Consider the following 22,923-nt stretch of genomic DNA (forward strand, 5'->3'; position numbering starts at 1 on the left):
GCGCCTGCACGGATTATTTATAAGGAAGGGAATTGACAGTCTCATACCGATGTAGTACATTGTAATTAACGAAAGGAGTGATGGAAATGAGCTTTTCAATCCGACTGACGGACACGGAGCGGGCGCTCGCCGAAAGCTACGCGAAGCTGCATTCGCTCTCGCTCGCCGAAGCATTCAAGCGGGCGCTCTTCGAAAAGATCGAGGACGAGTACGACATCGCGCTTGCCGACGAGGCGTATGAGGAGTATCTGCGTAGCGGCAAGCAGGCAAGACCGATTGAAGATTTGTGGAAGGAGCTGGATCTTGAAGATGACGTATACGGTGCAGACGACCGCCGCCTTCGATCGGGATTTCAAGAAGCTTGACAGCTATACGCGCCGCATCATTCGCGGCTGGATTGTCAAAAATCTCACGAACTCGGAAAATCCTCGTGCACACGGCAAGGCACTCACGGGTAACCACAAGGGCGAATGGCGCTACCGCATCGGCGACTACCGTCTGATCTGCGCCATCGAGGACGAGCGGCTCGTTATCCTCGCCCTCGCCCTCGGGCACAGGCGCGAGGTGTATTGACGTGCAGACGAGAGCATAACGATCTGCCGCACACGCCTTTGCCGCGAATGTCCGAGACGCAAACGACTTCGATTCTTCTTGCCTTTTCATCCGTCCTTAAGGTATACTAAAATCGTGATAATCGGTATCATATTGGATTGAGGTGAAGAATATGATTTACACCGTGACATTCAACCCGTCGCTCGACTACATCCTGCGGCTCGACTCGCTCGAAAAAGGCGAGATCAACCGCGTGACGTACGAGCATATCCTGCCCGGCGGCAAGGGGCTGAACGTGTCAATGGTCTTGAAGAACCTCGGCCACGCGAGCCGTGCGCTGGGATTCGTGGCGGGATTCACGGGCGAGGCTGTCAAAAAGCAGTTCGAGAGCTTCGGCTGCGAGGCGGACTTCGTACACCTCGCAGAAGGATTTTCGCGCATCAACGTGAAGATCAAGGCGAAGGAAGAGACGGAAATCAACGGACAAGGGCCGCAAATTACAGAGGCGGCGCAGGAGGAGCTTTTCCAAAAGCTTGAAAAGCTCCAGGCGGGCGATACGCTCGTCCTGGCGGGCAGCATACCGAACACTTTGCCCGACGACATCTATGAGCGCATCATGGAGCGACTCGGAGGACGCTCCATCCGCATCATCGTCGACGCGACGAAGGGGCTGCTCCTCAAGGTCTTGAAGTACGGGCCGTGGCTCATCAAGCCGAACAACCACGAACTCGGCGAGATGTTCGATACGGAGCTCAAGACAGAAGAGGAGCTGATCGCGCACGCGAAGAAGCTGCAGGAGATGGGCGCGAAGAACGTGCTGATCTCGATGGCGGGCGAAGGCGCGCTCTTCCTGACGGAAAGCGGAGAATCCTTCAAGAGTCCCGCGCCCAAGGGAACGCTCGTGAACTCTGTCGGCGCGGGCGATTCGATGGTCGCGGGCTTCCTCGCCGGCTACGAGGAGTCGGGCGGCTCGTGGCGTGACGCCTTCTTCATGGGCGTCGCGACAGGCTCTGCGTCGGCATTTTCCGAAAACCTCGCACGGCGCCCCGAAGTCGAGGCGCTATTGAAGGCCATCGGCTGAACGCCGGCTGAAAGAAAGGAGCGGTCGATATGCGTATTACGGACTTATTGAAGAGCGAGAGCATCATGCTCGGCGCACAACCGAAGGACAAAAATGACGCCATCGCCATCTTGACGGGACTGATGGAAAAGGGCGGCAATCTCTCGGACAAGGCGCAGTACGAAAAGGACGTGCTCGCACGAGAAGCGTCGGGCACGACGGGACTCGGCGACGGCATCGCGACGCCGCACGCCAAGAGCGCGGGCGTCAAGGAGCCGGGGCTTGCAGCGATGACGGTGCCGGCGGGTATGGATTTCGAGGCGATGGACGGCAATCCCTCGCGCCTCTTCTTTGAAATCGCCGCGCCAGACACAGCAGCCGATGTGCATCTCGAAGTCCTGAGCAAACTCGCGACGATGATCATGGATCCCGACTTCAAGGAAGCTTTGGTCGCGGCGAAGTCGAAGGAAGAGTTCCTCTCGCTCATCGACGCGAAGGAAGATGGCAAATTCGAGGCTGCGGCAGAGCCTGCGCCCGCCGCAGCAGAAGACGGCGCACAGGCAGCCGCACCAGTCGAAAGCACTGCGGCTCCTGCGGCAATCACCAAGAAGATCCTCGCCGTCACGGCGTGCCCGACGGGCATCGCCCACACCTTCATGGCGGCGGAAAGCCTGGAGCAGCACGCGAAGAAGCGCGGCATCCCCATCAAGGTGGAAACGAACGGCTCAGGCGGCGCAAAGAATATCCTGACGGCGGCGGAAATCGCCGACGCCGCATGCATCATCGTCGCGGCGGACAAGAACGTGGAGATGGCGCGTTTTGACGGCAAGCCCGTCATTCAGACGAAGGTCGCGAACGGCATCAACAAGGCGGACGCGCTCTTGGACGAGGCGCTCTCCGGCACAGCGCCGATCTACCACCATGCGGGCGGCGCGGCTGCAGCGGAGGAAAGCGCGGCAGATGACGAGAGCATCACGCGCCAAATCTACAAGCATCTGATGAACGGCGTCTCGCACATGCTGCCGTTCGTCATCGGCGGCGGCATCCTGATCGCCCTCGCCTTCCTCCTCGACACCTTCGACCCCGCCAACCCCGGCAACTTCGGCTCAAATCTCTGGTACGCCAAGACCTTCATGGACATCGGCGGCATCTCCTTCGGCTTCATGCTGCCCGTGCTCGCGGGCTTCATCGCCATGAGCATCGCGGACAGGCCGGGACTCGCCGTCGGCTTCGTGGGAGGCGCACTCGCCTCTTCGAGCGGCGCGGGATTCTTGGGGGCGCTCATCGCGGGCTTCGTCGCGGGCTACGTCGTCAATGCGCTCAAGAAGGTCTTCGCCGATCTGCCGCACTCTTTGGAAGGCATCAAGCCCGTGCTTCTCTATCCGCTCCTCGGCGTCTTCCTCGTGGGCGTCATCATGATCTTCGTGATCAACCCGCCCGTCGCGGGCATCAACAACTGGATGATCGAGACCTTGAAGGGCATGGACACGTCGAGTCGCATCTTCATCGGCATCCTCATGGGCGGCATGATGGCGGTTGACATGGGCGGTCCCGTGAACAAGGCGGCGTACGTCGTCGGCACGGGCATGCTCGTATCGGGCGAATACGGCATCATGGCAGCGGTCATGGCGGGCGGCATGGTACCGCCGATCGCCATCGCTCTTGCGACGACGTTCTTCAAGAGCCGCTTCACGGAGCAGCAGAGGAAATCGGGCGTCGTCAACTACATCATGGGGCTTTCATTCATCACGGAGGGTGCGATCCCGTTTGCGGCGGCCGACCCCCTGCACGTGATTCCGTCGTGCGTCATCGGCTCGGCGACAGCGGGCGGCCTGTCGATGTTCTTCGACTGCACGCTGCGCGCCCCGCACGGCGGCATCTTCGTCGTGCCGACGATCGGCAACCCGCTGCTCTATCTCGTCGCGATTTTCACCGGCGCCGTCCTCAGCGCGCTCTGCCTCGGCATCGTCAAGAAGAAGGTCGCAGAGTGACGGCGCTGAAGAAGGACGGCACACGCTGAAATTCACTTGAAGGGACTGGAAACCATGCAGGAAACTCCCGTGCGCCTGCCGCACGATCACGGCCATCAAGGAGCCGCCCTGCCGCACATGCCCGATGCGGATACGCTCGCCACGGTATCGGCGGCCATGAAGCAGCTCGGCGACGCGACGCGGCTGCATATCTTCTGGTTCCTGTGCCATTACGAGGAATGTGTGATCAACATCGCCGCTTACATGCAGATGTCGAGTCCGGCGATCTCGCACCACTTGCGGCTCTTGAAGGCGAGCGGCCTCATCACCTCGCGGCGCGAAGGCAAGGAGATGTACTACCGCGCGGCCGAGACGCCGCTCGTCGAGGAACTGCACCATACAGTTGAACGAGTCGGGCGCATCTCATGCCCGCGATAAGAAAAAACAGGCGCAAGGCAAGCGTGCTTGCCTTGCGCCTGTTTTCCATAAAAAGTAAAGGAGGATTCCATGTCATATACGGATTTTCAAATCGGCGAGAAATTTCCCCTGCCTATCCGCCAGCAAGGCGAGGGCGGGCTTTTTCAAGTCGACGCGAACGGCGCGATGTTCATCCTGCAGCTCGCCAAGAGCGACATCATCGCCATCGAGGCCTTTCGCACGGGAGAGATGGAGCTTGCCCTCTACGAGACGGAAGGCGTCCTCTTCCTTCTCTATCGGATTCCCGGCATCTTCAAGGACGGCTGGGGCGACGCGCCGCTTTCCTTCGGCGGTCTTTCCAAGGGGCATCTGCCGTCAGAGGAGTCGCTCGCGAGAGCATCGCTGCACCTCTGCCTCGTCGACGCGCGGCTTTCTCTGCTGCTCGCACAGCGCGAGGCGCAGATGCCCGCCCCGTTCGCCGATTTTTTGCGCCGCCACACGCTTTCCGCCTTAGGAGCGCCTCTCGCGCCGCAGGACTTCGCCGTGCGCGTGCAAAGCATCTGGCAGCGCATGAGTCCCGCCGAGATGCGCGAGAAGGCCGCCGTCGTCTGGGAGATTCCGCTCGCGCTCAAGGGCGCTACGCTGCATTGACGCGCACGAGGAAAGGAGAATTCGCATGAAGCCGAAAATCTGCATACTGACGACGGGCGGCACGATCGCAGGCGCGGCGGCGCGTTCCGATGCGCTCACAGGCTATCGTGCGGGCGCACTCGGCGCGGACGAACTTCTCGCCGCCGTGCCCGAAATTGCAGACGTCTGCGCCATCGAGAGCGAGGAGATCGCCGCCATCGACAGCAAGGATATGACGGATACAGTCTGGCTGCATCTTGCCGCCCGCATCAAAGCGGTGCTCGCTGCGGGCGCGGCGGGCGTCGTCGTCACGCACGGCACGGATACGCTCGAAGAGACGGCATACTTCCTACAGCTTGTCGTAAAGAGCGAAAAGCCCGTCGTCCTGACGGGCGCAATGCGTCCCGCGACGGCGCTATCCGCCGACGGCCCCTTGAACCTCCTCGACGCCGTGCGACTTGCCGCCAGCCCCGAAGCGCACGGACAGGGCGCGCTCGTCGTGCTGAACGGCGAAATCCACAGCGCACGCGACGTCCAAAAGGTGCATACGACGGCCGTGCAGGCGTTCGTCTCGCCCGATGTCGGTGCGCTCGGCCGCATGGAAGACGGGACGCCGCATTTTCGCCGCCGCGTGCTCACGCGTCATACGCGCGAGAGCGAATTCGACCTTGCGGGCGTGACGACCCTTCCCTATGTGCCGATCCTCTACGGCCATGCAGGCGCGGACATCCGTCTCGCCCGCGCCGCCATCGAGAGCGGCGCGGCGGGCGTCGTCCACGCGGGCACAGGCAACGGCAGCATACACGAAGCGCTGCTCGCGACACTCGCTGATGCCGCAGGAAAAGGCATCCCCGTCGTGCGCGCGAGCCGCACGGGCGCGGGCGCGGTTCTCTTCGCCGAGAGCGCCTACGCGGACGCGGGCTTCATCGACGCCGACACGCTGCCGCCCGCCAAGGCGCGCATCCTGCTCGCTCTCGCGCTCTTAAAGACAAACGACCGCAACGAAATCCGGCGCATGTTCCACGAGTATTGATACAAAAGGGCTTTCATGCACAGACAACAGCGCATGAAAGCCCTTTCCCCAAAAGACGCGCGAAGAAGTCTTGTGCGTCCCACTGGAATAACTGCCCGCGATGGAGTATAATAGAGAGAGTATGATTTGGGGTCGTGTGCCGTCCGAAGGGAGAGTTACATGAAGGCCTATGAGTTGAAAATCGCTTTGCGCGGACAGTCGCCGGAGGTTTGGCGGCGCGTTCTCGTGCCCGAGGAGCTGACGTTTTCACAGCTCGCGCTCGTCTTCAACCTGGCGATGGGTTGGGAGAAGGAAACGGTGTTCTCCTTCCTGCTGCCGCACAAGAAGATGGTCATCACCGAACTGTCGGAAGAGCAGGCGCATGGCGAGCGCCTGAAAGAAGCTGCCGTGGTGCAAATCTGCAGCCATCTGGAACGTGCGGGCGCCTTCCTTTACCTCTACGCAAACCGGCGCGAGATGCGCCACGACGTGCATCTGGAGAATATTGTCGAGCCGTGGAGCGGCAGAGCGCCGCAGGTGCTCGAATGGAGCGGTGCGCGCACGGCGGCGGCAGTACTCGAAGGCGCGAAAGATGCGAAAGACAGCGTCCGCTACGATATGGACGCCGTGAACGAGAAGCTCGCCCTTTGGTGCCGTCTTGACCGACGGCGCTACGAGGATCGCCCGCTGGCAAAGCTGTACGAAGATATGGAGGCGGGGAGATACGGCTTCTCCGCCTACAAGTACAAGATGCGCTCCATCGAGGGGGCGAACGCCACACCGGAAGCACAGAAGACCTTCTTTTCCACGGTCTTTCACCAGCGCCTGCAGGATACGGAGGACGAAGAGCGCGTGCCGCCGACGCTTCGCGACATGTTCGCAGGCTTCGCCAAGGAAGAGCTGCTCTCGATTGCCGAGCAAAAAGGCATCGAGGTGCGCCACGGCATGCGCAAGCAGGACATCATCCGTCAGCTGACGAAGCAGATGCTCGATCCTCGCGTCATGGAAGAGTACTTCCTCTGCCTGAGCGACGAAGAGGTCCTTTCCCTGCAGCAGCTGCTCGCGAACCTTGACGACTTCGAGGAAGAATCCGAGCACAACTTCGAGACCCTTTCGACTGCGGGCTACATCGCCGAAACGCCCGAATTTGAACTCGTCATCTCGCGCGACGTCGCCGCAGGATTCATCCCCTTCGCCGTGGACATGGGCGAGGAGCTGTACAACAGGCGCAGAAGGCGCACATGGCTCATCAACACGATTCTCACGGCGAACGTCCTCTACAGCGTGACGCCGCTCGACATCCTGTGCCGCATCTACAACCAAGGCGGCATCGGCGACCTGAAGCCTGCAGAACTCAAAAAGGAAATGGAAAAGATTCCTCCCGAGTTCCTCGCCGGCTACTGGCAGCGAGGCGACGTCTTCATCTCCGAAGGGCTGGACGAAGAGGAGATCCGCGTCATCCTGGAATCGCAGGGCGACGGCGACTTCTACATCCCCGCCACAGAGGAAATCCCTCTCTTCGCACAGGGGCTTGCGCTTTCCGATCCGAACGACGAGCAGGCGCTGGGTCTCTTCTTCCACGAAACGCTCTCCTACGATGAGGAGGAAACCGTGGAAATCATGCGGCACATCCATTGGACACTGCTCGCGGGCGCTCCCGTTTCCTTCGTGCGCGACATGCTCAAGGACGACGGCTATTTCGACGCTCTGACGAAGGAACAGGACGTCACCCTGCGCCGCCTGCTGAACCGACTGCACGACAGCACGCGCTCCGTCGCGAACCGCGGCTTCACGACGAATGAGATCAAGGAGCGTCAGCAGGCAGCACGCGCAAAAAAAGAAGAGCGCAAGAAGGCCTCGCGCCAAAAAGTCATTTTTTTGAAAGACAGGAACAAGGAGAAATCACATTGAGCAATCTGGACGTAGGTATCGTAGGTCTGCCGAATGTCGGCAAGAGCACCCTTTTCAACGCGATTACGAAGGCGGGCGCAGAAGCGGCGAACTATCCCTTCTGCACGATCGAGCCGAACGTCGGCGTCGTCGACGTGCCCGACGCTCGCCTTGCAGTGCTGCACGAGATGTACCAGTCGAAGAAGACGACGCCCGCCTCCGTGCGCTTCGTCGACATCGCGGGACTCGTCGCGGGCGCGTCGAAGGGCGAAGGACTCGGCAACAAGTTCTTGGAGCACATCCGGCAGGTCGACGCCATCGCCCACGTCGTGCGCTGCTTCGAGGATACGAACATCACGCACGTCGCGGCGACGATCGACCCCGTGCGCGACATCGAGACGATCTTGACGGAGCTGTGCCTCGCCGATCTCGAAGTCCTCGAAAAGCGCATCATGAAGCTCGCCAAGCTCGCCAAGAGCGGCAGCAAGGAAGCGAAGGCAGAGGACGAGGTGCTGCGCCGCATCAAGGCTTGCCTCGAAGAGGGCAAGTCGGCCAGAAGCCTCGACCTCACGGAGGACGAGCTATCGCTCATCCGCGAGATGAACTTCCTGACCTTGAAGCCCATGCTCTACGTCGCCAACGTTGCCGAGGACGAGGCGGCAAAGGACGGCGCAGGAAATGCGCACGTCGCCGCCGTGCGCGACTACGCGGCAAAGGAAGGCTCGGAAGTCGTCGTCGTCTCGGCGCGCGTAGAGTCGGAAATCGCCGAACTCGACGCAGAAGATGCGAAGGCCTTCCTCGAAGAACTCGGCCTTACGGAAAGCGGACTCGACCGTCTGATCAAGGCGGCATTCGAGCTTCTGGGACTCTTGACGTTCCTGACGGCAGGGCCGGACGAGTGCCGCGCCTGGACGATCGTGCGCGGCACGACGGCGCCCAAAGCGGCAGGCAAGATTCACTCCGACATCGAACGCGGCTTCATCCGCGCGGAGATCGTCAACTACGACGACCTCGTCGCTGCGGGCAGCACGGCGGCCGCCCGCGAAAAGGGGCAAGTGCGCCTCGAAGGCAAGGACTATGTGATGCAGGACGGCGACGTGACGTACTTCCGCTTCAACGTGTGAGTTTGCAGCGCGTGATACTGGGGACGGGGCGCGTGCGCCGCTTCCCCGATCTATTTCTATCGCAATAGGAGGCGGCGGCCATGACAGCACAAAAGCGGATCTTTGCGGCAGTCCTGCTCACGTCCTTCATGGGGCCGTTTCTCGGCAGCTGCATCAACATCGCCATCCCGACGATCGCCGTGGAGTTCTCGTGCCTCGCGACGGATCTCTCGTGGCTCGCGACCGCCTTCCTCTTGGGTGCCGTCGCCCTGCTCCTGCCTTTTGGCCGCATGGCGGACATCCTCGGCCGATGTCGCATCTACGCGATCGGCACGGCGGCGATGGCCGCCGTCTCCTTCATCGCGGCATTTTCCCCCTCGGCCTCCTTCCTCATCGCCATGCGCGCCCTGCAGGGACTGTCCCTGGGGCTCGTCTTTTCGAGCGGCATGGCGCTCCTCGTGGCGGCACATCCCGCAAAGCAGCGCGGGCGCGCCATCGGCTACTCCGCCGCCGCCACCTACGTCGGACTGTCCTTGGGGCCTGTGATCGGCGGTCTCGTCACGCAGCACCTGGACTGGCGGCTTCTCTTCGTCCTCACCTCCATCGTCATCCTCGTGAGCAGCCTGCTCGTGCGCACAATCAAAGAAGATTGGTACGGCGAGCGAGAAGGCGGCTTCGATCTGCCCGGCGCCGTCTTCTACACGGCTGCGAGCACGCTGACGCTCTACGGGCTTTCCTCTCTCGCCGCCTTCCCCTGGATGCGCTTCGTTCTTCTCGCGGGACTCGTCTTTCTCGCGCTCTTCCTTTGGCAAGAGCGGCGGGCGAGCACGCCGCTCCTTCATCTCTCGCTTTTTGCGAACACGGTCTTTGCCATGAGCAACCTCGCCGCGTTTTTGAACTACAGCGCGACCTATGCGATCGGCTTCTTGCTCTCGCTCTACCTGCAGCTCGTGCGCGGCCTCGACGCTTCGACGGCGGGCGTCGTCCTGCTCCTGCAGCCCTTGATGATGGCGATCCTCTCGCCCATCGCGGGAGCGCTCTCCGACAAACACGAGCCGCGCCTCGTCGCGAGCTTCGGCATGGCACTGACGACCGCGGGCATCTTCTTCTGCTCGCTCTTCGATGCCGGGACGCCGCTTCCCCTCATCGCAGCTGCCTGCGTCATCATCGGCATCGGTTTCGGCTTCTTCTCGCCAGCAAACAACAACGCCATCATGGGCGCCGTCTCCAAGAAGCTCTACGGCGTCGCCTCTTCCATGGTCTCGGTCATGCGCCTCTCGGGACAGGCCGTCTCCATGGCGGTCGTGACCCTGCTGCTCGCACAAGCGACACTTCCCGCAGCCGCCGACTGGACGGAGGAACTTTCAGCGGCGATCCGCCTCATCTTCTCCTGTCTGACCGTCTCATGCGTTGCCGGCGTCATCGCCTCGCTCATGCGCGGCAGGAGAAAAACAGCCGAAGAGGAACGCGAACGGATATGACTGACGGAAAGGAGTGCAGCCATGCAGCGCTATGAACCGGGCGACATCGTGCGCATGAAGAAGCGCCACCCGTGCGGCAGCGACCTCTGGCGCATCCTGCGCACAGGCACGGACTTCGGCCTCAAGTGCGAAGGCTGCGGGCGCTTCGTACAGATCGGGCGCGAGAAATTTCTGCGCCTCGTGCGCGAGGTCAAGGAAAAGCCGGACACTTAAAGCCATTCCTTCGGGTGATAAAAGCATGAATGAAAGGAGGAGAAGCGACATGGAAAGCGGCAAGAGCGATAAGAGTGGCAAGACGAGCCTTTTTCCTGTCGCCATGCCTCCGGCATCGACGAAGGAAAAGCAGCTGATCGCCATCGGCGCCTCGACGGGCGGTACGGAAGCGATCGCGGCCATCCTCAAGAACCTCGCGCCGCCGCTCCCTCCCATCGTCATCGTGCAGCACATCCCGCCCATCTTCAGCAACCACTTTGCGCACAGACTCAACGCCATATCGAAGCTCACAGTCAAAGAAGCCGAGGACGGCGAAGCCATCAAGGACTCGACCGCCTACATCGCGCCCGGCGGCCAGCACATGAAGCTCGAAAGGCGCTCGGGCAGGCTCATCGTCACATGCACGAAGGGCGACCCCGTGAACTGGGTGCGCCCGTCCGCCGACGTCCTCTTCTTCACCGTCGCAGAACTCGTCGGCGACGCAGCGCTCGGCGTCATCCTCACGGGCATGGGCGCGGACGGCGCGAAGGGACTCTTCGCCATGCGCCGCGCGGGCGCCATGACGTTCGGTCAGGACGAAACCTCATGCGTCGTCTACGGCATGCCGCGCGCGGCCTTCGAGTTGGGAGCAGTCGAACGCCAACTGCCGCTCGCGATGATGGCCGGCGCGATCACGCAGGCCGTGCGCGGGCGATAGAAAGGACTTTTATGGAAATCAGCAACCTCGCCTGCCCCAACTGCGGCAGTGAAAACACAGTATCCGTTCCTCTCATGTACAAGAGAGGCCACGCCACGGGAACGGCAACGCATAAGGAAATCGTCGGCTACGACGTAGAAACGACGACAACCACCTATTCAGACGGCTCGAAAAAAACAGAAGAGACCGGCCGGCATGCCGTCTACGGCGATGTCACGCGCCCAACTTACACGGTCACGGATCTTGCCCGTGAGATCGCTCCGCCGCCCGAGCCAAAGCTCAAGCAACTTGAACATGACACTATGACGGTTGGCTGCGTTTCTTTTGGTTGCCTGCTACCAATCCTGTCGCTTGTCATAAGCCTAGTGGCCTACAAATTTTCAAAGCTCTCGGGTCTGGAAAATACCTTGACCTATATCGCTGCGGCACTCGTCATTTGGAAACTCTGGAACGACCGCAGAACTACAAACAAGAAAAATCGCGCACGGAAAGAAGAATATGATCAGGCCATGGAAGAATATACGCGCCGTCTTGCGGAGTGGGAAAAACTCTTCATCTGCATGCGCTGTGGTCATATCTTTAAGCCATAGCCTCCTTCCGAGTAAACCAAAACGAGCTACTGTATGAGACATCTCCCCGTTTCATACAATAGCTCGTTTTCTTCTCTACAAATCCCTTATATCTCACAAATCCCGATCCTGCGCAGATAATTATATGTTCCATCATAATATTCTGGTCTACGCGTAGCATCACTTAAGTCACCTTGCGGTATGAAAATGACCAGTCCCTGTCTCGCTCTCGTCAGAAGAACCCGATAGGCAAAATCTGATCTGCTTCACATGCAAGAAAACCTTGGATTTCACTGGAATAATACGCTCTTCCCACCTTATTTCCCCCCTGAATATCCGTCACATTCCTCCTTCGTGCCTTTTCACGCCCGCGCCTCGTACGGATAGACCGTGAGTGCGCCCTCCTTGTACTCGCCGATGTAGACATCCTTGAGTTCATATCCCTGCTCTCGAAGCGCCGCGTCGAGCCAGATCCGATCCTTGTCGGCAAGTTCCAAGGCTTCCTCATCTGCCTGTCCGTCGACGACGACGGGATAGCGTGCGTTCTGCTCGCCGTACTGGATGACCGTGAGCTGACCGTTCGGCTCAAGGACGGCTCGCTTGACGTCCTTGACGAAATAGACGCCCGCCGTGCGCAGTTTCAGATGGATGTCGTGCGCGAGGAGTCCCCGCCTCATGCACTCTTCGACGTCGAGCTTGCCGCGCTCGATGATGCGCACGGGATGTCCGTCGACGAAGGATTTGACGGCGCTGCTGTTCGACTTCATGTATTTCAGGAGCAGGACGAGCATTGTCCAAGCGATGAGCACGAGGATGAAGTCCATGAAAGAAATATTCTCGTTGTATATGACGCCGCCGATGATGCCGCCGAGAACGTAGTTCTGCACCTGATCGGTCGCGGAGCTAGGCGCGAGATTTCCCTTGCCGAGGAGATTCATCTGCAGCACGAGGCACAGAAGCCCGAGCGCAAGTTTTGCCAAGACCAGCGAATATGTGAGCATTGCGCGTCCCTCCTAAGAATCCTTGTCAACGATCTTCACGTCACGCGTCATCAGATGCGTTTCCTCGTACTTGAAGGACGTGTAGTCGCCGTTGAACGTGATCTCGTAATACTTGCCCTCCGCTTCGACGAGAAGTCCCTGCTTGAGATGGGTGGAACTCGTGCGAATCTCCTCGGGCGGCACCTCCATCTCCTCGCCGAGATTGTGCAAAAATCCCGCCATGCGCGAGGTCTGTTCGCGATCACTCTTCGTCTGGCTGAAGCTATTCCACTGTGCACCGCCCAGGAAGGCGACGGCGAGGAAGAGGATGACGATGAGGTCGCGATAGCGCGTGACGAGACGGTTGCGAAAATACTTGATGATGGCAACGAGCAGCGCGAAAAGCATGAGAAAAGACACGCCGTACCGTACAGCGTCGTTGATCTGACTGTGCTGCACAATGTAAGCATAGGTATAGAACTGCAAGAAAAGCACCTCCCATAGTGCGGTGAGCCGCCGCAAAAAAAGAACTGCCGCGAGAGCGCAGCCTCAGCGCACAAAGTACGGTTTCAACAGCAATGTGAGGAAAAAGACGGCGGCGGCGACGACGACGATGCTCGCGCCCGCCGCCATGTTGCAGTAGTAAGCGAGCAAGAGTCCCGCAACGCCCGAAAGGAGCGCGATGGCAACGGAGAGCAGATGGTAGCTCTTGACGTCCTGCGCGATATTTCTCGCGGCGGCTGCGGGCAACACGAGCAGCGAGTTGATGATGAGAAGCCCGACCCACTGGATGCTGACGGCGACGACGACGGCGAGCACGGAAGCAAAAAGCCCCTCCGTGAGAAAGGCGGCGACGCCGCGGCTTCTGGCGAACGACGCGTTGATCGAGAGCACGAGAAGTGAGTTGAACACGAGCGCCCAGACGAGGACGACGGCGAGAAAGACGAAGAAGAGCGAGCCGATTTCCTCGGGCGAGATGGAAAGAAGATCACCGATCAGGTACGAGGAATATTTGTTGAAGCCGCCGCCCCGGCTCATGAGCATGAGGCCGAGCGCGATGCCCGTAGACGAGAAGACGCCGATGATCGTGTCCGTCGACGCGCTGCTGCGGTTCTTGATGTAGGTGATGAGGAGCGCGAAGACGACGGAGAAGGCAACGAGCGAGAGGAGCGGCGAGAGCCAGCCCAAGAGCACGCCGACGGCAAGCCCCGTGAAAGCGCCGTGTCCCAGAGAGTCTGAGAAGAACGCCATGCGGTTCGACACAACCATCGTGCTCAGAAGCCCGAAGAGCGGCGTCACGAGCAGCACGGCGAGAAAGGCATTCTTCATGAAGCCGTGCTGCAGCCAGTCGAAGGGCAGAGCGCCGAGAAGCGCATAGAGGATTTCCATCAGTGCCTCACCCCTTCCTTCTCCGACTCGATCTGCAGTGACTCATTTATCAGAGCTTCATCTTGCAGCGCATCGGGCGCCGTCTCCATTTTCTGAGGCGCTGCGCCCGCGAGCATGCCGAAGATCTTCTTCGTCCGCGCATCGCCGAAGACCTCGGCAGGCGTGCCGCTCGTGACAACTTTATGGTCGAGCAGCACGACCTGGTCGGCATACTTTGCAACGAGGTTCAGATCGTGCGAAATCAGAATGATCGCCATGTCCTCTTGGGCGCGAAGCTCGGCAACGATATTGTAAAAAAGCTCCAAGCCGTTCTGATCGACGCCCGAGACAGGTTCATCGAGGAGCAGCAGGTCGGGCACGGGATCGAGCGCGAGCGCAAGAAGCACGCGCTGCAGTTCGCCGCCCGACAGTGCGCCGAGCCGCCGGTCGATGAGATGCTCGGCATGAACGCGAGCGAGGCTCTTCAAGACGCGCGGTCTCAAAGACTTCGCGGGAAAGAGCCAGACGGGGCGGCGCGAGAGGCACGCCATGAAGATGTCCATGACGCTCGTCGGCGAACTGACGTCGAAGCGCAGGTACTGCGGCACATAGCCGATGACGGGCTGCCCCGTGCGCCGTCCCGCAGCGTCCGCATAGGAAAGCCTCCCCTTGTGCGGCACTTCGCCGAGGATGGCGCGAAGGAGCGTCGATTTTCCCGCGCCGTTCGGCCCGATGAGCGCCGTGAGCTGTCCGCAGTGGACGTGAAGGTTCACGCCCGAAAAGATTTCCACGCGCCCAAAGGATACGGCGAAGTCTTCGATCTTCGTGCAGCAGAGATGGCCGCAGTCGTCCGCGGAACGCGCACGGTGATGCAAGATATTCTTGAACAAGGAGACGCCCCTTTCTAAGGAAGCATAGATAAAAATGTGGGAACGCAAAAGCGCCTAGCGCGTCAACTGGGAGAAAGACCGATTCGCGAGCCAGAAGCAAAGGAGCGCGTAGAAAACGAGCGCACCGAAAGAAAGTGCAGACGCAGCCTCGCCGCCCGCGAGTGCACGCAGGAGCACGCTCGTATGCGTGAGCGGCAGAAGCTCGATGAGGACGCGCACGACCTCGGGCAAAGCCTTCGTCGAGAAGAACGTGCCGCAGAGGAACGACATCGGCAGCAGGATGTATGTATTGACCTGTCCCATCTCTTCGTACGTCTCAATCTTCATCGCCGCAATGAAGCCGATCTCCGCGAAGATCACGCAGTTCAGCACGAGCACGAGAAGAAAGAGCGGGGAAAGAGAGAGCTTCGCGCCGAAAAGGCAGGCGAGCACGACGATGATGGCAGAGGAAATGAGTCCGCGCAATACGGCCGCGAGCACCTTGCCGATGACGAAGGCCGCCGGACGGATCGGCGCGACGAGGTACTCTTCGAGGCTCTTGTGGTAAATGCGCTCGGCATGCACGGGAATCACGCTGTTGAAGCTGATGTTCATGGAATTGAGCGCGAGGATGCCCGGCACGAGGAAGTCGAGATAGGTGCCGGAAGACACCGATATGCTCCTGCCGAGACCCCAGCCGAAGGCGACGAGGTAGAGGAGCGGTGCGACCATGCGGCTCAAGATGAACTTCGCCAAGCGGCGCTTCAAGACGATCCAATCGCGCCAAAAGACCGTCCATATATCATAGAGCACTCACAGCCCCTCCTTTCGCCCCGTCAGCTCGATGAAGGCGTCCTCCAGATTCGAGCGGCGGATGCTCGCCGCGCCGTCGAGCGCGGCGGCAAACGCGGCGGCATCTTTGCGCCCTGCGAAGTAGCGGTACTCGCGCCCCGCCTCGCCGTCCCACTCGACGACGAAATCGCCGAGCCTTTCGCGCAGGGCGGCGGGCGCATCGAGCGCCGCTAGCTTGCCGCGGTTCATGATGGCGACGCGCGCGCAGAGGCTCTCCGCCTCCTCGATGTAGTGCGTCGTCAGCAGCACCGTCACACCTTCATGCGCCATTTGCCGAATCAGCTCCCAGATGCGCCGCCGCACCTGCGGGTCGAGCGCGACCGTCGGCTCGTCGAGAAAGAGGATGCGCGGTCGGTGCACGAGGGCGCGCGCGATGAGAAGTCTGCGCTTCATGCCGCCCGACAGACGCCGCACGGGATCGCGCCGCACGCCCTCAAGCTCGACGAAGGCGAGCAGCTCTTCTATGCGTGCGCGGCGCTCTGCCGCCCCGATATGATGCAGGCGCGCGTGCAGCTCAAGGTTCTCGCCCGCCGTCAAATCCTGGTCGAAGTTCACCTGCTGCGGCACGACGCCGATCAGCTCCTTGACCGCCGCTTCATTTCCAGCAAGCGGCCTGCCCTCGTAGAAAATTGCACCCGAAGTCGGCTGCGTGAGCATCGTCAACATGCGGATCGTCGTCGTCTTGCCCGCGCCGTTCGGCCCTAAAAGCCCGAAGATCTCCCCGCGTGCGACAGCAAAAGAAAGCCCGTCTACCGCACGCTTCACCGCTGCCTTTCCCGCAGCATCGGTATGACGAAACTCCTTGACAAGATTTTCCACGCGAACCAAGACAGCACCTCCTCAGCCTGCAACTTTTTCTCTTCGTTGGTAGATTACTACAGGAAGCACGTCGCGTCAACCATGCGAGGAGAAAAATCACCGTCTGCCGTACTTCGTGCCGCGTCCGCTGCCAAAAATCGTATCGCACGGAAAAATTTTGGCCTTTCGCTGTTTACTGTGGGTAACGCTTGAAAAGCGGAATTCACTTCGGTAAAATTGTATCCATGAAGATAGAGCGAGGAAGGCGGTCTGATCATGGATGCTGTAGATTTATTTGCTGTTGCTTTGAATCTTCCATCGCCTTGGCACATATCTCAAGTGGAGTTCAAACCATCGAAAGAATCATCCTTAGAACTTCACATTTACATCGCTTTTCAACGTGGAGGACGGTTTCCTTGTCCGCAAGAACCCTGTGGAAAAAGTTTTCCTGCTTACGACACCGCACCGAGAACATGGCGGCATCTCAATTTCTTTCAATACAAGACCTACATTCATGCTGACCTTCCGCGTATTCAATGCGAAAAGCATGGGGTGAAAACGGTACAAGTTCCTTGGGCGAGGGAGGGTTCCGGCTTCACACTTCTTTTTGAAAGCTGGATCGTAGAACTCTCAAAACATTTGCCCGTAGCCGTCATCGCTCGTATGGTGGAAGAGCATGACACAAGACTCTGGCGGTTCATCCGACATTATGTGGGAAAAGCCCGGGAAGCAGAAGATTACGCCGGAGTTACCAACATCGGTATAGATGAAACCAGCAAGAAGGGGCACAAGTACATCACGGTTGTCGCCGATCTTGCGCAGCGCAAAGTCATCTTCGTCACGGAAGGCAAGGATTCAACTACAGTTCAACGGTTTGCAGTGGACTTCGAGGCGCATAGCGGAAAATGTGAAAAAGTTCATCTTGTCACCTGCGATATGTCTCTGGGATTTCGTAAAGGCATACGGGAAACCTTCGAAAACAGCAAAACCGTCATCGACAAATTCCATGTAATCAAGCACGCCAACGAAGCTGTGGACAAAGTGCGCAAGGCGGAAGCCAAACAGAATGTGCTGTTGAAGAACTCGAAATATTTGTGGTTGAAGAACGAGGCCAATCTGACGGAAAGCCAGCGGGCAAAAAAGGAAACTCTTCAGAAGAAGCATCTAAAAACAGCACGCGCCTATGCCATGCGTGTTGAAATGCAGGAGATTTATGTGCAAGCGCTGAATCGTGACGATGCAGAAAAGCGTTTGAAAAAACTCTGCAGCTGGATGATGCATTCCAGGCTCGAACCCATGAAAAAGTTTTGCGGCACACTCCGCAACCATTGGGAGGAAATCCTGCATTACTTCGAGCATCCATACACCAATGCGATTCTGGAAGGGCTGAACAGCTTGATTCAGAACATCAAGTGTCGTGCACGAGGCTTCAGAAATGACGAGTATTTCAAGACGATGATCTATTTGGGATGCGGTAAGTTGAAATTTGATATTTCATTTCCATAAAATCTGACGAAATTTTTGAAGTCTTGCATAAAACAGAACATCTGTTTTATGCGACTTCCCATACTAAATAGCGAGGAGCCAAAATTTTTCCTGCCGCACGCAAATGATACGAAAATTTCTATCGTTCCATTTTCGTGCGAACGATAGCACGAGAAATATTTTTTCGTACCGCACGAAAACACACCGACGAAACATCCAACAGAAAAGTTCGCACAGAAAAGCCCTCGACGAAAATCATCGAGGGCTTTTTCAATTGTGCTTCCAGCACTTTTTCAATCGAAAGCGCCTACATGGATGCTCGTGATCTTTCCTGCCCCGTTGAACAGGAACTTGATGCCAAGATTGCCATTGGATTCGCTCTGATAAAAGAAGCTCCCTTTCCCTTGACTGTCCGGCTCGCCATAGATGCGCAGCACCGTTTCCTTCGTCATGCCGACCGTGATGCCCGCAGGTGTGGCCCAGCCGTTATTTCCCTTGCAGTCCGTGTGCACCATTGCTGCGTTGCAAAAAATGACATCCACGCTCGCTCCATAATGATATGTGTCGATCCACCCCCGCCAAAGCGGATGCTGACTCGTCGTCGACACCTTCGACGGTGCGCCGTATATGCTGCGCACATAATCCACCGACGCCCCATAAGGGATGCCGCCGAGCGACACTTCCTCATCGGGAACGGAAGCGGACGCCGCGCTCATCGTCGAAAACAATGCGACCACAGCGATTGCAGAAAAAAGTTTACGCACGAGGTTCACTCTCCCTTTCAAAAATCGATTTCAGTCTGCTGAAACCCTACCTTCTTCACCCCCATCCGACGCGCTCACCTCTGCCGCGCCTCGTCAAACGCATCGAGCACCGCGAGCATTTCCTGCGGCAGACGGCGGCGGCATTCCGATTTCAGCGCTTCGGGCACGCCGTAGAAAGCTTCGGCAATGCTGCCCGCGATGCAGGCGACCGTGTCCGTATCACCGCCGAGGGACACGGCATTTCGCACGGCATCCTCGAAATCCGTGCTTTCGAGGAACGAAATAATCGCCTCGGGCACAGATCCTTGGCATGTAGCGTCCATCGAGTAATGCGGACGAATCTCATCGAGCGTGCGTGACAAATCGTAGCTGAACTCCCGCACGATATATTCCTTGATCTCCTCCTTCGGCTTGCCCTCACGCGAAAGGAAGATGGCGCTCGCCGTCGCCTCCGCGCCCTTGATTCCCTCCTCATGGTTGTGCGTAACGACCGCCGTCTGCCTCGCTACCTCGCGCGTCCTTGCGAGCGTATCGTAGAGCCAGCCCGCAGCGGCGACGCGCATCGCCGAACCGTTGCCGAAGCTACCGTAAGGCTTCGGCTCATCACTTGCCAGCCAGCGGCGGAAGAGTCCTCCGTAGCCGGCGCGAGGATACCTCCTGCCCCAGCGCTGCATCGAGCGAACGATCGCCGCACAAACCGCCGCTTCGTCCGCCTCTTCTCCCACTTCCAACAAGGCGTCCGCCACAGCGATCGTCATCACCGTATCATCCGTAAAGCGCGAGCCTTGACTGAACAGAGGAAAATCCTTCGTCTTGCCGCCGCGGTCGAATTCATACGGTGAACCGATCATATCGCCTAAGATTGCACCATACATGCGAATCGCTCCTTTCCTTGCCCCTTGATCTTATCATTTTCTACTAGAATACTAGAAACTCATCAACCTCTGCGTCGACGCCCATTTCATTTTCAACGTCCATTAAAAAATCGAACGACGGTCACTTCGCTTCATCCCTTTAGCAAATTCGGGATTTCCTCCGCATATCTCCCATAGTCAGCAAACAGAGCCTTTGCAAAAGTCCGCAAATATGTCTGGTCGAATTCGTTTTCAAATGTCAGCTCATGCGCATGACCTATCCCCATCTTGTTGTGAAGGTTGCCTTTCACATGGATAATACACCCTGTTGATTCTCTCCTACGCTTTTTCCACAAGCTGCCGCACAAAGTCCGTCGCAGGACTCTTCTCGATTTCCTCGGGAGCGGCGAACTGCTCGATGCAGCCATCTTTCAATATGAGGACGCGCGTGCCGAGGCGCAGGGCTTCTTCGACATCGTGCGTGACGAAGACGATCGTGAGACCGCCGCGTGCGTGAATGGCGCGGATTTCGTCCTGCAGCTGGCGGCGCAGCAGGGCGTCGACCGCGCCGAACGGCTCATCCATCAGCAGAAGCTCGGGCGACGCCGCCAAGGCGCGCGCGATGCCGACGCGCTGCTGCTGCCCGCCAGAAAGCCCAGCGGGATAGCGTTCGCCAAGCTCTGCGGCGAGTCCGACGATCGCCATCCACTTCGCCACGGCCTTCTTCGTGCGCTCCTTGTCGCTCTTGTTCCAAAGGTTCGGCACATAGGCGATGTTTTCCTCGACCGTCAGATGCGGGAAGAGCACGCTGCCCTGAATCGCATAGCCGATCTTGCGGCGCAGCTGCACGAGATCCGCCGTTTTGAGGCTTTCGCCGAGCACCGTGATCTCTCCCGAAGTCGGCTCGACGAGTCCGTTGATCATCTTGAGGAACGTCGTCTTGCCGCCGCCCGATGCACCGAGCACCGTGATGAACTCGCCCGCCTCAATGGAAAGGCTCAAGTCGCGGACGGCCTCCGCCCCTCCATACGATTTGCTTACATCGCGAAACGTGATGACCGCGCTCATCGGAGCACCCCCTTTTCTTCCAAGAAGCGACGTGCAACGATGCGCGGCTCCTCGCCGCCCGACTCGACCGCGTCGTTCATCTCTGCCATCTCCGCTTCCGAAATCAGTCCGTCGAAATGCGCGAGCAAGGCGCGAAGCTCGGGATGTGCCGAGAGCGCCTCTTCGCGCACGACCATCCCGCATTCGTAGGACGTAAAAAATTTCTTGTCATCTTCAAGCACGATTCCATTGACCTTGGAAAGCCGTCCGTCTGTCGTGAAGACGATCATCGAATCGAGCTTGCCTTCATCAAGCGCCTGATACTTGAGACCGATGTCGATATCGACGGTCGAAGCGAAGTTCATGCCGTAAGCGCGGCACATTGCAGGGAAGCCGTCCTCGCGCTCGAAGAAATCGTACTCGGCGCCAAAATTCATCTTGTCTGCGACGCGTGCGAGGTCGGAATACGTCCTGAGCTGATACCGCTCGGCGAGATCACGCCGCACGGCGATGCCGAAGGTATCGTTGAAGCCCGTCATGCCGAGCCACTCCATGTGATACCGATTGCGATACTCTTCCTGCAATTCGGCGAAGCGCGATTCGTCGTAGGCGTCCGTGCGTTTCAAAACCTGCAGCCAGCCCGTTCCCGTATACTCGGGATAGATGTCGAAATCGCCATGCTCCATCGCCGGCATGATGTTCGACGTGCCGCCGCCGACGCCCGGCGTCAGGGCGACCTTGAGCCGCCCGTCCTGCTCAATGACGAGTTTGAGCATCTCGCCGAGGATCAACTGCTCCGTCATCGGCTTCGTCGCAATGCGGATGACAGCCACCTTCGTGCTCTGAAAGAACGCATAAGCGCCGCCTGCTGCGACGAGCGCGAGAGAAATCGCCACAAGACGCCGCCACGAACGTCTCCTCCGCCCCCTCGTATCGCTTCGGCGGAGAAAGACACGCTTTTCGAGGCGAGCGAGAACGGTATCAGCCAGGAGCGCCAAACAGGCGATGAGGAGCGAGCCGTCGAAGGCGAGCGCTGCATTATTCGTCGTGATGCCGCGGTAGATGGCGATGCCGAGGCCGCCCGCACCGATGAAGGACGCGATGCCCGCGAGCGCGATCGTCATCGTCGTCATGTTGCGGATGCCTGCGAGAATGACGGGCATGGCGAGCGGCAAGGCGATGCGCCTGAGCACCTGGAAGCGCGTCGACCCCATGCCGACCGCCGCTTCGATGAGGAGTGGATCGACATTTTTCAAGCCCGTATGTGTATTCTTCACCATCGGCAAGAGCGCATAGAGCGTCAAGGCGATGATCGCCGTCGTGTTGCCAATGCCCGAAAAAGGCAGAAGAAAGCCGAACATCGCGATCGACGGGATCGTGTAGAGAAAATTGACGACGAGAAGCGTCGGCTGCGCCATGCGGTCAACCTCGGCGATCAAAATGCCCATCGCGCCGCCAAGCACGATGGCGAGGACGATCGCCACCAGCGATATGGCAATGTGCTCCAGCGTAAGCTGCAGAAAAAAATCGCTGCGCTCATGGAAAAGTCGTATCATCTCTGAAAACATGGGGATTCCTCCTCAGTCAATGCGCCTCGCTGCCCAGCCTTTCGATTGCTTCCACAGGACAGCTTTCAAAACAAAGTCCGCAGTGCAGGCAGTGTGCGGCCGCAATCTTGTACGGCTCGCCTTCCGCGATGCACTGCTGCGGACAGACCGCCGCGCAGGTGCCGCAGCCGATGCAGTTCTCAGTGATGCGAAAGCCCTTTTCCTCGCGCTCTGCACGGCCGAAGGAACTGCTCTCACGACAGATTGGACTCTTGCCGAGGTCGAAAAATTCGAGTCTGCCCTCCGCGATGACGAAGGCTTCGAGGATGTAACGTGCCTCGCCTGGATAGACGCCCTCCATCGAGGGATTCTCATGAAAGATACGGTCAATCATCGCCTTCTGTTCGCTGTCCGCAAGCCTTTCGGCGCGTCCCATAAGACGTACCGTCTGCCACTCCTTGTTGAGTCCCGTAACAGCGACGGCGGGATTCGCCATAAGTTCGGCATAGAAATCCTTGCCGCGCGCCGTGCAGAAGTAAAGCCGCCCCTCTTCCACTAACATCACGTCGATGATGCGCACGGTGGGCGCTCCCGTGCAATCGATCGTCGCAAAGGCGCAGTCACGGATATTGCGCAGGATTTCCAGATACTCTTGAACACCCATCATGCTATCGCTTCCTTTCATTCATACATTCATTGTAGCATAAAACTGGGTGAGATTCTCGATGGTTTCATTCAGCAATCTTTATTCAACTTTAAAAATTG

At 58.9% G+C, this 22,923-nt stretch carries 25 protein-coding genes; 14 read left to right on the top strand and 11 right to left on the bottom strand.

The features are described from left to right. Window positions 1-86 precede the first annotated feature (86 nt). From relB to OL236_RS09165, 13 genes are all read left to right on the top strand, one after another. The gene (gene relB / locus OL236_RS09105; protein ID WP_265070353.1) at window positions 87-365 is read left to right on the top strand and encodes a type II toxin-antitoxin system RelB family antitoxin; all 279 of its coding nucleotides are present in this window, start codon (window positions 87-89) and stop codon (window positions 363-365) included. After that, complete coding sequence (locus tag OL236_RS09110) at window positions 310-573, top strand: type II toxin-antitoxin system RelE family toxin (protein ID WP_265071815.1); 264 nt, start codon at window positions 310-312, stop codon at window positions 571-573. The genes relB and OL236_RS09110 overlap by 56 nt, the downstream gene beginning before the upstream one ends. Window positions 574-724: 151 nt before the next feature. Next, window positions 725-1,633, top strand: coding sequence for a 1-phosphofructokinase (gene pfkB, locus OL236_RS09115; RefSeq protein WP_265070354.1), 909 nt, complete (start codon window positions 725-727; stop codon window positions 1,631-1,633). 29 nt (window positions 1,634-1,662) lie between these two features. Continuing rightward, a complete protein-coding gene (locus tag OL236_RS09120; protein WP_265070355.1) occupies window positions 1,663-3,603 on the top strand; it encodes a fructose-specific PTS transporter subunit EIIC in 1,941 nt (646 codons plus the stop codon). Window positions 3,604-3,639: 36 nt separating this feature from the next. Next, on the top strand, window positions 3,640-4,020 hold the full coding sequence (locus OL236_RS09125; protein ID WP_232208232.1) for an ArsR/SmtB family transcription factor: 381 nt from the start codon (window positions 3,640-3,642) through the stop codon (window positions 4,018-4,020). A 69-nt stretch (window positions 4,021-4,089) separates the two neighbouring features. Then, the gene (locus OL236_RS09130; protein ID WP_265070356.1) at window positions 4,090-4,650 is read left to right on the top strand and encodes a hypothetical protein; all 561 of its coding nucleotides are present in this window, start codon (window positions 4,090-4,092) and stop codon (window positions 4,648-4,650) included. Between the two features lie 25 nt (window positions 4,651-4,675). Beyond that, window positions 4,676-5,662, top strand: a complete 987-nt coding sequence (locus OL236_RS09135; protein WP_265070357.1) for an asparaginase — start codon at window positions 4,676-4,678, stop codon at window positions 5,660-5,662. Window positions 5,663-5,821: 159 nt separating this feature from the next. Then, entirely contained in the window at window positions 5,822-7,552 is a 1,731-nt protein-coding gene (locus OL236_RS09140; protein ID WP_265070358.1) for a plasmid pRiA4b ORF-3 family protein, read from the top strand. Then, window positions 7,549-8,655 (top strand): redox-regulated ATPase YchF, encoded by a 1,107-nt coding sequence (gene ychF, locus OL236_RS09145; RefSeq protein ID WP_009646158.1) that lies wholly within the window; start codon window positions 7,549-7,551, stop codon window positions 8,653-8,655. Before OL236_RS09140 ends, ychF begins: the two co-directional genes overlap by 4 nt. Before the next feature lie 80 nt (window positions 8,656-8,735). Continuing rightward, window positions 8,736-10,115, top strand: a complete 1,380-nt coding sequence (locus OL236_RS09150) for an MFS transporter (protein ID WP_265070359.1) — start codon at window positions 8,736-8,738, stop codon at window positions 10,113-10,115. A 21-nt stretch (window positions 10,116-10,136) separates the two neighbouring features. Beyond that, window positions 10,137-10,328, top strand: a complete 192-nt coding sequence (locus tag OL236_RS09155; RefSeq protein ID WP_009646157.1) for a DUF951 domain-containing protein — start codon at window positions 10,137-10,139, stop codon at window positions 10,326-10,328. A gap of 49 nt (window positions 10,329-10,377) precedes the next feature. Then, a complete protein-coding gene (locus OL236_RS09160; RefSeq protein WP_009646147.1) occupies window positions 10,378-11,025 on the top strand; it encodes a CheB methylesterase domain-containing protein in 648 nt (215 codons plus the stop codon). Between the two features lie 11 nt (window positions 11,026-11,036). Then, entirely contained in the window at window positions 11,037-11,615 is a 579-nt protein-coding gene (locus OL236_RS09165) for a hypothetical protein (RefSeq protein ID WP_037370113.1), read from the top strand. A 341-nt stretch (window positions 11,616-11,956) separates the two neighbouring features. On the opposite strand, the gene OL236_RS09170 is transcribed toward OL236_RS09165, so the two are convergent. From OL236_RS09170 to OL236_RS09195, 6 genes are all read right to left on the bottom strand, one after another. Further along, on the bottom strand, window positions 11,957-12,595 hold the full coding sequence (locus OL236_RS09170; protein ID WP_009646156.1) for a DUF421 domain-containing protein: 639 nt from the start codon (window positions 12,593-12,595) through the stop codon (window positions 11,957-11,959). A 12-nt stretch (window positions 12,596-12,607) separates the two neighbouring features. Beyond that, window positions 12,608-13,060 (bottom strand): DUF3290 domain-containing protein, encoded by a 453-nt coding sequence (locus OL236_RS09175; protein WP_265070360.1) that lies wholly within the window; start codon window positions 13,058-13,060, stop codon window positions 12,608-12,610. A 63-nt stretch (window positions 13,061-13,123) separates the two neighbouring features. Beyond that, window positions 13,124-13,963, bottom strand: a complete 840-nt coding sequence (locus tag OL236_RS09180; RefSeq protein ID WP_265070361.1) for a metal ABC transporter permease — start codon at window positions 13,961-13,963, stop codon at window positions 13,124-13,126. Then, a complete protein-coding gene (locus OL236_RS09185; RefSeq protein ID WP_265070362.1) occupies window positions 13,963-14,832 on the bottom strand; it encodes a metal ABC transporter ATP-binding protein in 870 nt (289 codons plus the stop codon). The genes OL236_RS09180 and OL236_RS09185 overlap by 1 nt, the downstream gene beginning before the upstream one ends. A gap of 54 nt (window positions 14,833-14,886) precedes the next feature. Further along, window positions 14,887-15,624 (bottom strand): ABC transporter permease, encoded by a 738-nt coding sequence (locus OL236_RS09190; protein WP_265070363.1) that lies wholly within the window; start codon window positions 15,622-15,624, stop codon window positions 14,887-14,889. Next, window positions 15,625-16,491 (bottom strand): ABC transporter ATP-binding protein, encoded by an 867-nt coding sequence (locus tag OL236_RS09195; RefSeq protein WP_009646152.1) that lies wholly within the window; start codon window positions 16,489-16,491, stop codon window positions 15,625-15,627. A 246-nt stretch (window positions 16,492-16,737) separates the two neighbouring features. On the opposite strand from OL236_RS09195, the gene OL236_RS09200 reads away from it, so the two are divergent. Then, the gene (locus tag OL236_RS09200; protein WP_265070364.1) at window positions 16,738-17,967 is read left to right on the top strand and encodes an ISL3 family transposase; all 1,230 of its coding nucleotides are present in this window, start codon (window positions 16,738-16,740) and stop codon (window positions 17,965-17,967) included. A gap of 272 nt (window positions 17,968-18,239) precedes the next feature. Here OL236_RS09200 and OL236_RS09205 read toward each other — a convergent pair whose 3' ends face one another. The 5 genes from OL236_RS09205 to OL236_RS09225 all read right to left on the bottom strand — a co-directional run bounded on the left by OL236_RS09205 (window position 18,240) and on the right by OL236_RS09225 (window position 22,825). Further along, window positions 18,240-18,710: a hypothetical protein gene (locus OL236_RS09205; RefSeq protein ID WP_265070365.1), complete on the bottom strand. Its 471-nt coding sequence runs from the start codon at window positions 18,708-18,710 to the stop codon at window positions 18,240-18,242. Window positions 18,711-18,784: 74 nt separating this feature from the next. Further along, on the bottom strand, window positions 18,785-19,585 hold the full coding sequence (locus tag OL236_RS09210) for an ADP-ribosylglycohydrolase family protein (protein WP_265070366.1): 801 nt from the start codon (window positions 19,583-19,585) through the stop codon (window positions 18,785-18,787). A 318-nt stretch (window positions 19,586-19,903) separates the two neighbouring features. Continuing rightward, window positions 19,904-20,632, bottom strand: a complete 729-nt coding sequence (locus OL236_RS09215; protein ID WP_265070367.1) for an ABC transporter ATP-binding protein — start codon at window positions 20,630-20,632, stop codon at window positions 19,904-19,906. Further along, window positions 20,629-22,179, bottom strand: coding sequence for a glycine betaine ABC transporter substrate-binding protein (locus tag OL236_RS09220; RefSeq protein ID WP_265070368.1), 1,551 nt, complete (start codon window positions 22,177-22,179; stop codon window positions 20,629-20,631). Before OL236_RS09220 ends, OL236_RS09215 begins: the two co-directional genes overlap by 4 nt. A gap of 16 nt (window positions 22,180-22,195) precedes the next feature. Then, complete coding sequence (locus tag OL236_RS09225) at window positions 22,196-22,825, bottom strand: 4Fe-4S binding protein (protein WP_265070369.1); 630 nt, start codon at window positions 22,823-22,825, stop codon at window positions 22,196-22,198. Window positions 22,826-22,923: the final 98 nt, after the last annotated feature.

This window comes from Selenomonas sputigena (genome assembly GCF_026015965.1).
Lineage (GTDB): Bacteria > Bacillota > Negativicutes > Selenomonadales > Selenomonadaceae > Selenomonas.

Excerpts from the sequence above, each read along its gene's own strand:
- relB (WP_265070353.1), top strand. The coding sequence starts at position 87 with ATGAGCTTTTCAATCCGACTGACGGACACGGAGCGGGCGCTCGCCGAA.
- OL236_RS09110 (WP_265071815.1), top strand. The coding sequence starts at position 310 with ATGACGTATACGGTGCAGACGACCGCCGCCTTCGATCGGGATTTCAAG.
- pfkB (WP_265070354.1), top strand. The coding sequence starts at position 725 with ATGATTTACACCGTGACATTCAACCCGTCGCTCGACTACATCCTGCGG.
- OL236_RS09120 (WP_265070355.1), top strand. The coding sequence starts at position 1,663 with ATGCGTATTACGGACTTATTGAAGAGCGAGAGCATCATGCTCGGCGCA.
- OL236_RS09130 (WP_265070356.1), top strand. The coding sequence starts at position 4,090 with ATGTCATATACGGATTTTCAAATCGGCGAGAAATTTCCCCTGCCTATC.
- OL236_RS09135 (WP_265070357.1), top strand. The coding sequence starts at position 4,676 with ATGAAGCCGAAAATCTGCATACTGACGACGGGCGGCACGATCGCAGGC.
- OL236_RS09140 (WP_265070358.1), top strand. The coding sequence starts at position 5,822 with ATGAAGGCCTATGAGTTGAAAATCGCTTTGCGCGGACAGTCGCCGGAG.
- OL236_RS09150 (WP_265070359.1), top strand. The coding sequence starts at position 8,736 with ATGACAGCACAAAAGCGGATCTTTGCGGCAGTCCTGCTCACGTCCTTC.
- OL236_RS09155 (WP_009646157.1), top strand. The coding sequence starts at position 10,137 with ATGCAGCGCTATGAACCGGGCGACATCGTGCGCATGAAGAAGCGCCAC.
- OL236_RS09160 (WP_009646147.1), top strand. The coding sequence starts at position 10,378 with ATGGAAAGCGGCAAGAGCGATAAGAGTGGCAAGACGAGCCTTTTTCCT.
- OL236_RS09165 (WP_037370113.1), top strand. The coding sequence starts at position 11,037 with ATGGAAATCAGCAACCTCGCCTGCCCCAACTGCGGCAGTGAAAACACA.
- OL236_RS09170 (WP_009646156.1), bottom strand. The coding sequence starts at position 12,595 with ATGCTCACATATTCGCTGGTCTTGGCAAAACTTGCGCTCGGGCTTCTG.
- OL236_RS09180 (WP_265070361.1), bottom strand. The coding sequence starts at position 13,963 with ATGGAAATCCTCTATGCGCTTCTCGGCGCTCTGCCCTTCGACTGGCTG.
- OL236_RS09200 (WP_265070364.1), top strand. The coding sequence starts at position 16,738 with ATGGATGCTGTAGATTTATTTGCTGTTGCTTTGAATCTTCCATCGCCT.
- OL236_RS09210 (WP_265070366.1), bottom strand. The coding sequence starts at position 19,585 with ATGTATGGTGCAATCTTAGGCGATATGATCGGTTCACCGTATGAATTC.
- OL236_RS09215 (WP_265070367.1), bottom strand. The coding sequence starts at position 20,632 with ATGAGCGCGGTCATCACGTTTCGCGATGTAAGCAAATCGTATGGAGGG.
- OL236_RS09220 (WP_265070368.1), bottom strand. The coding sequence starts at position 22,179 with ATGTTTTCAGAGATGATACGACTTTTCCATGAGCGCAGCGATTTTTTT.
- OL236_RS09225 (WP_265070369.1), bottom strand. The coding sequence starts at position 22,825 with ATGATGGGTGTTCAAGAGTATCTGGAAATCCTGCGCAATATCCGTGAC.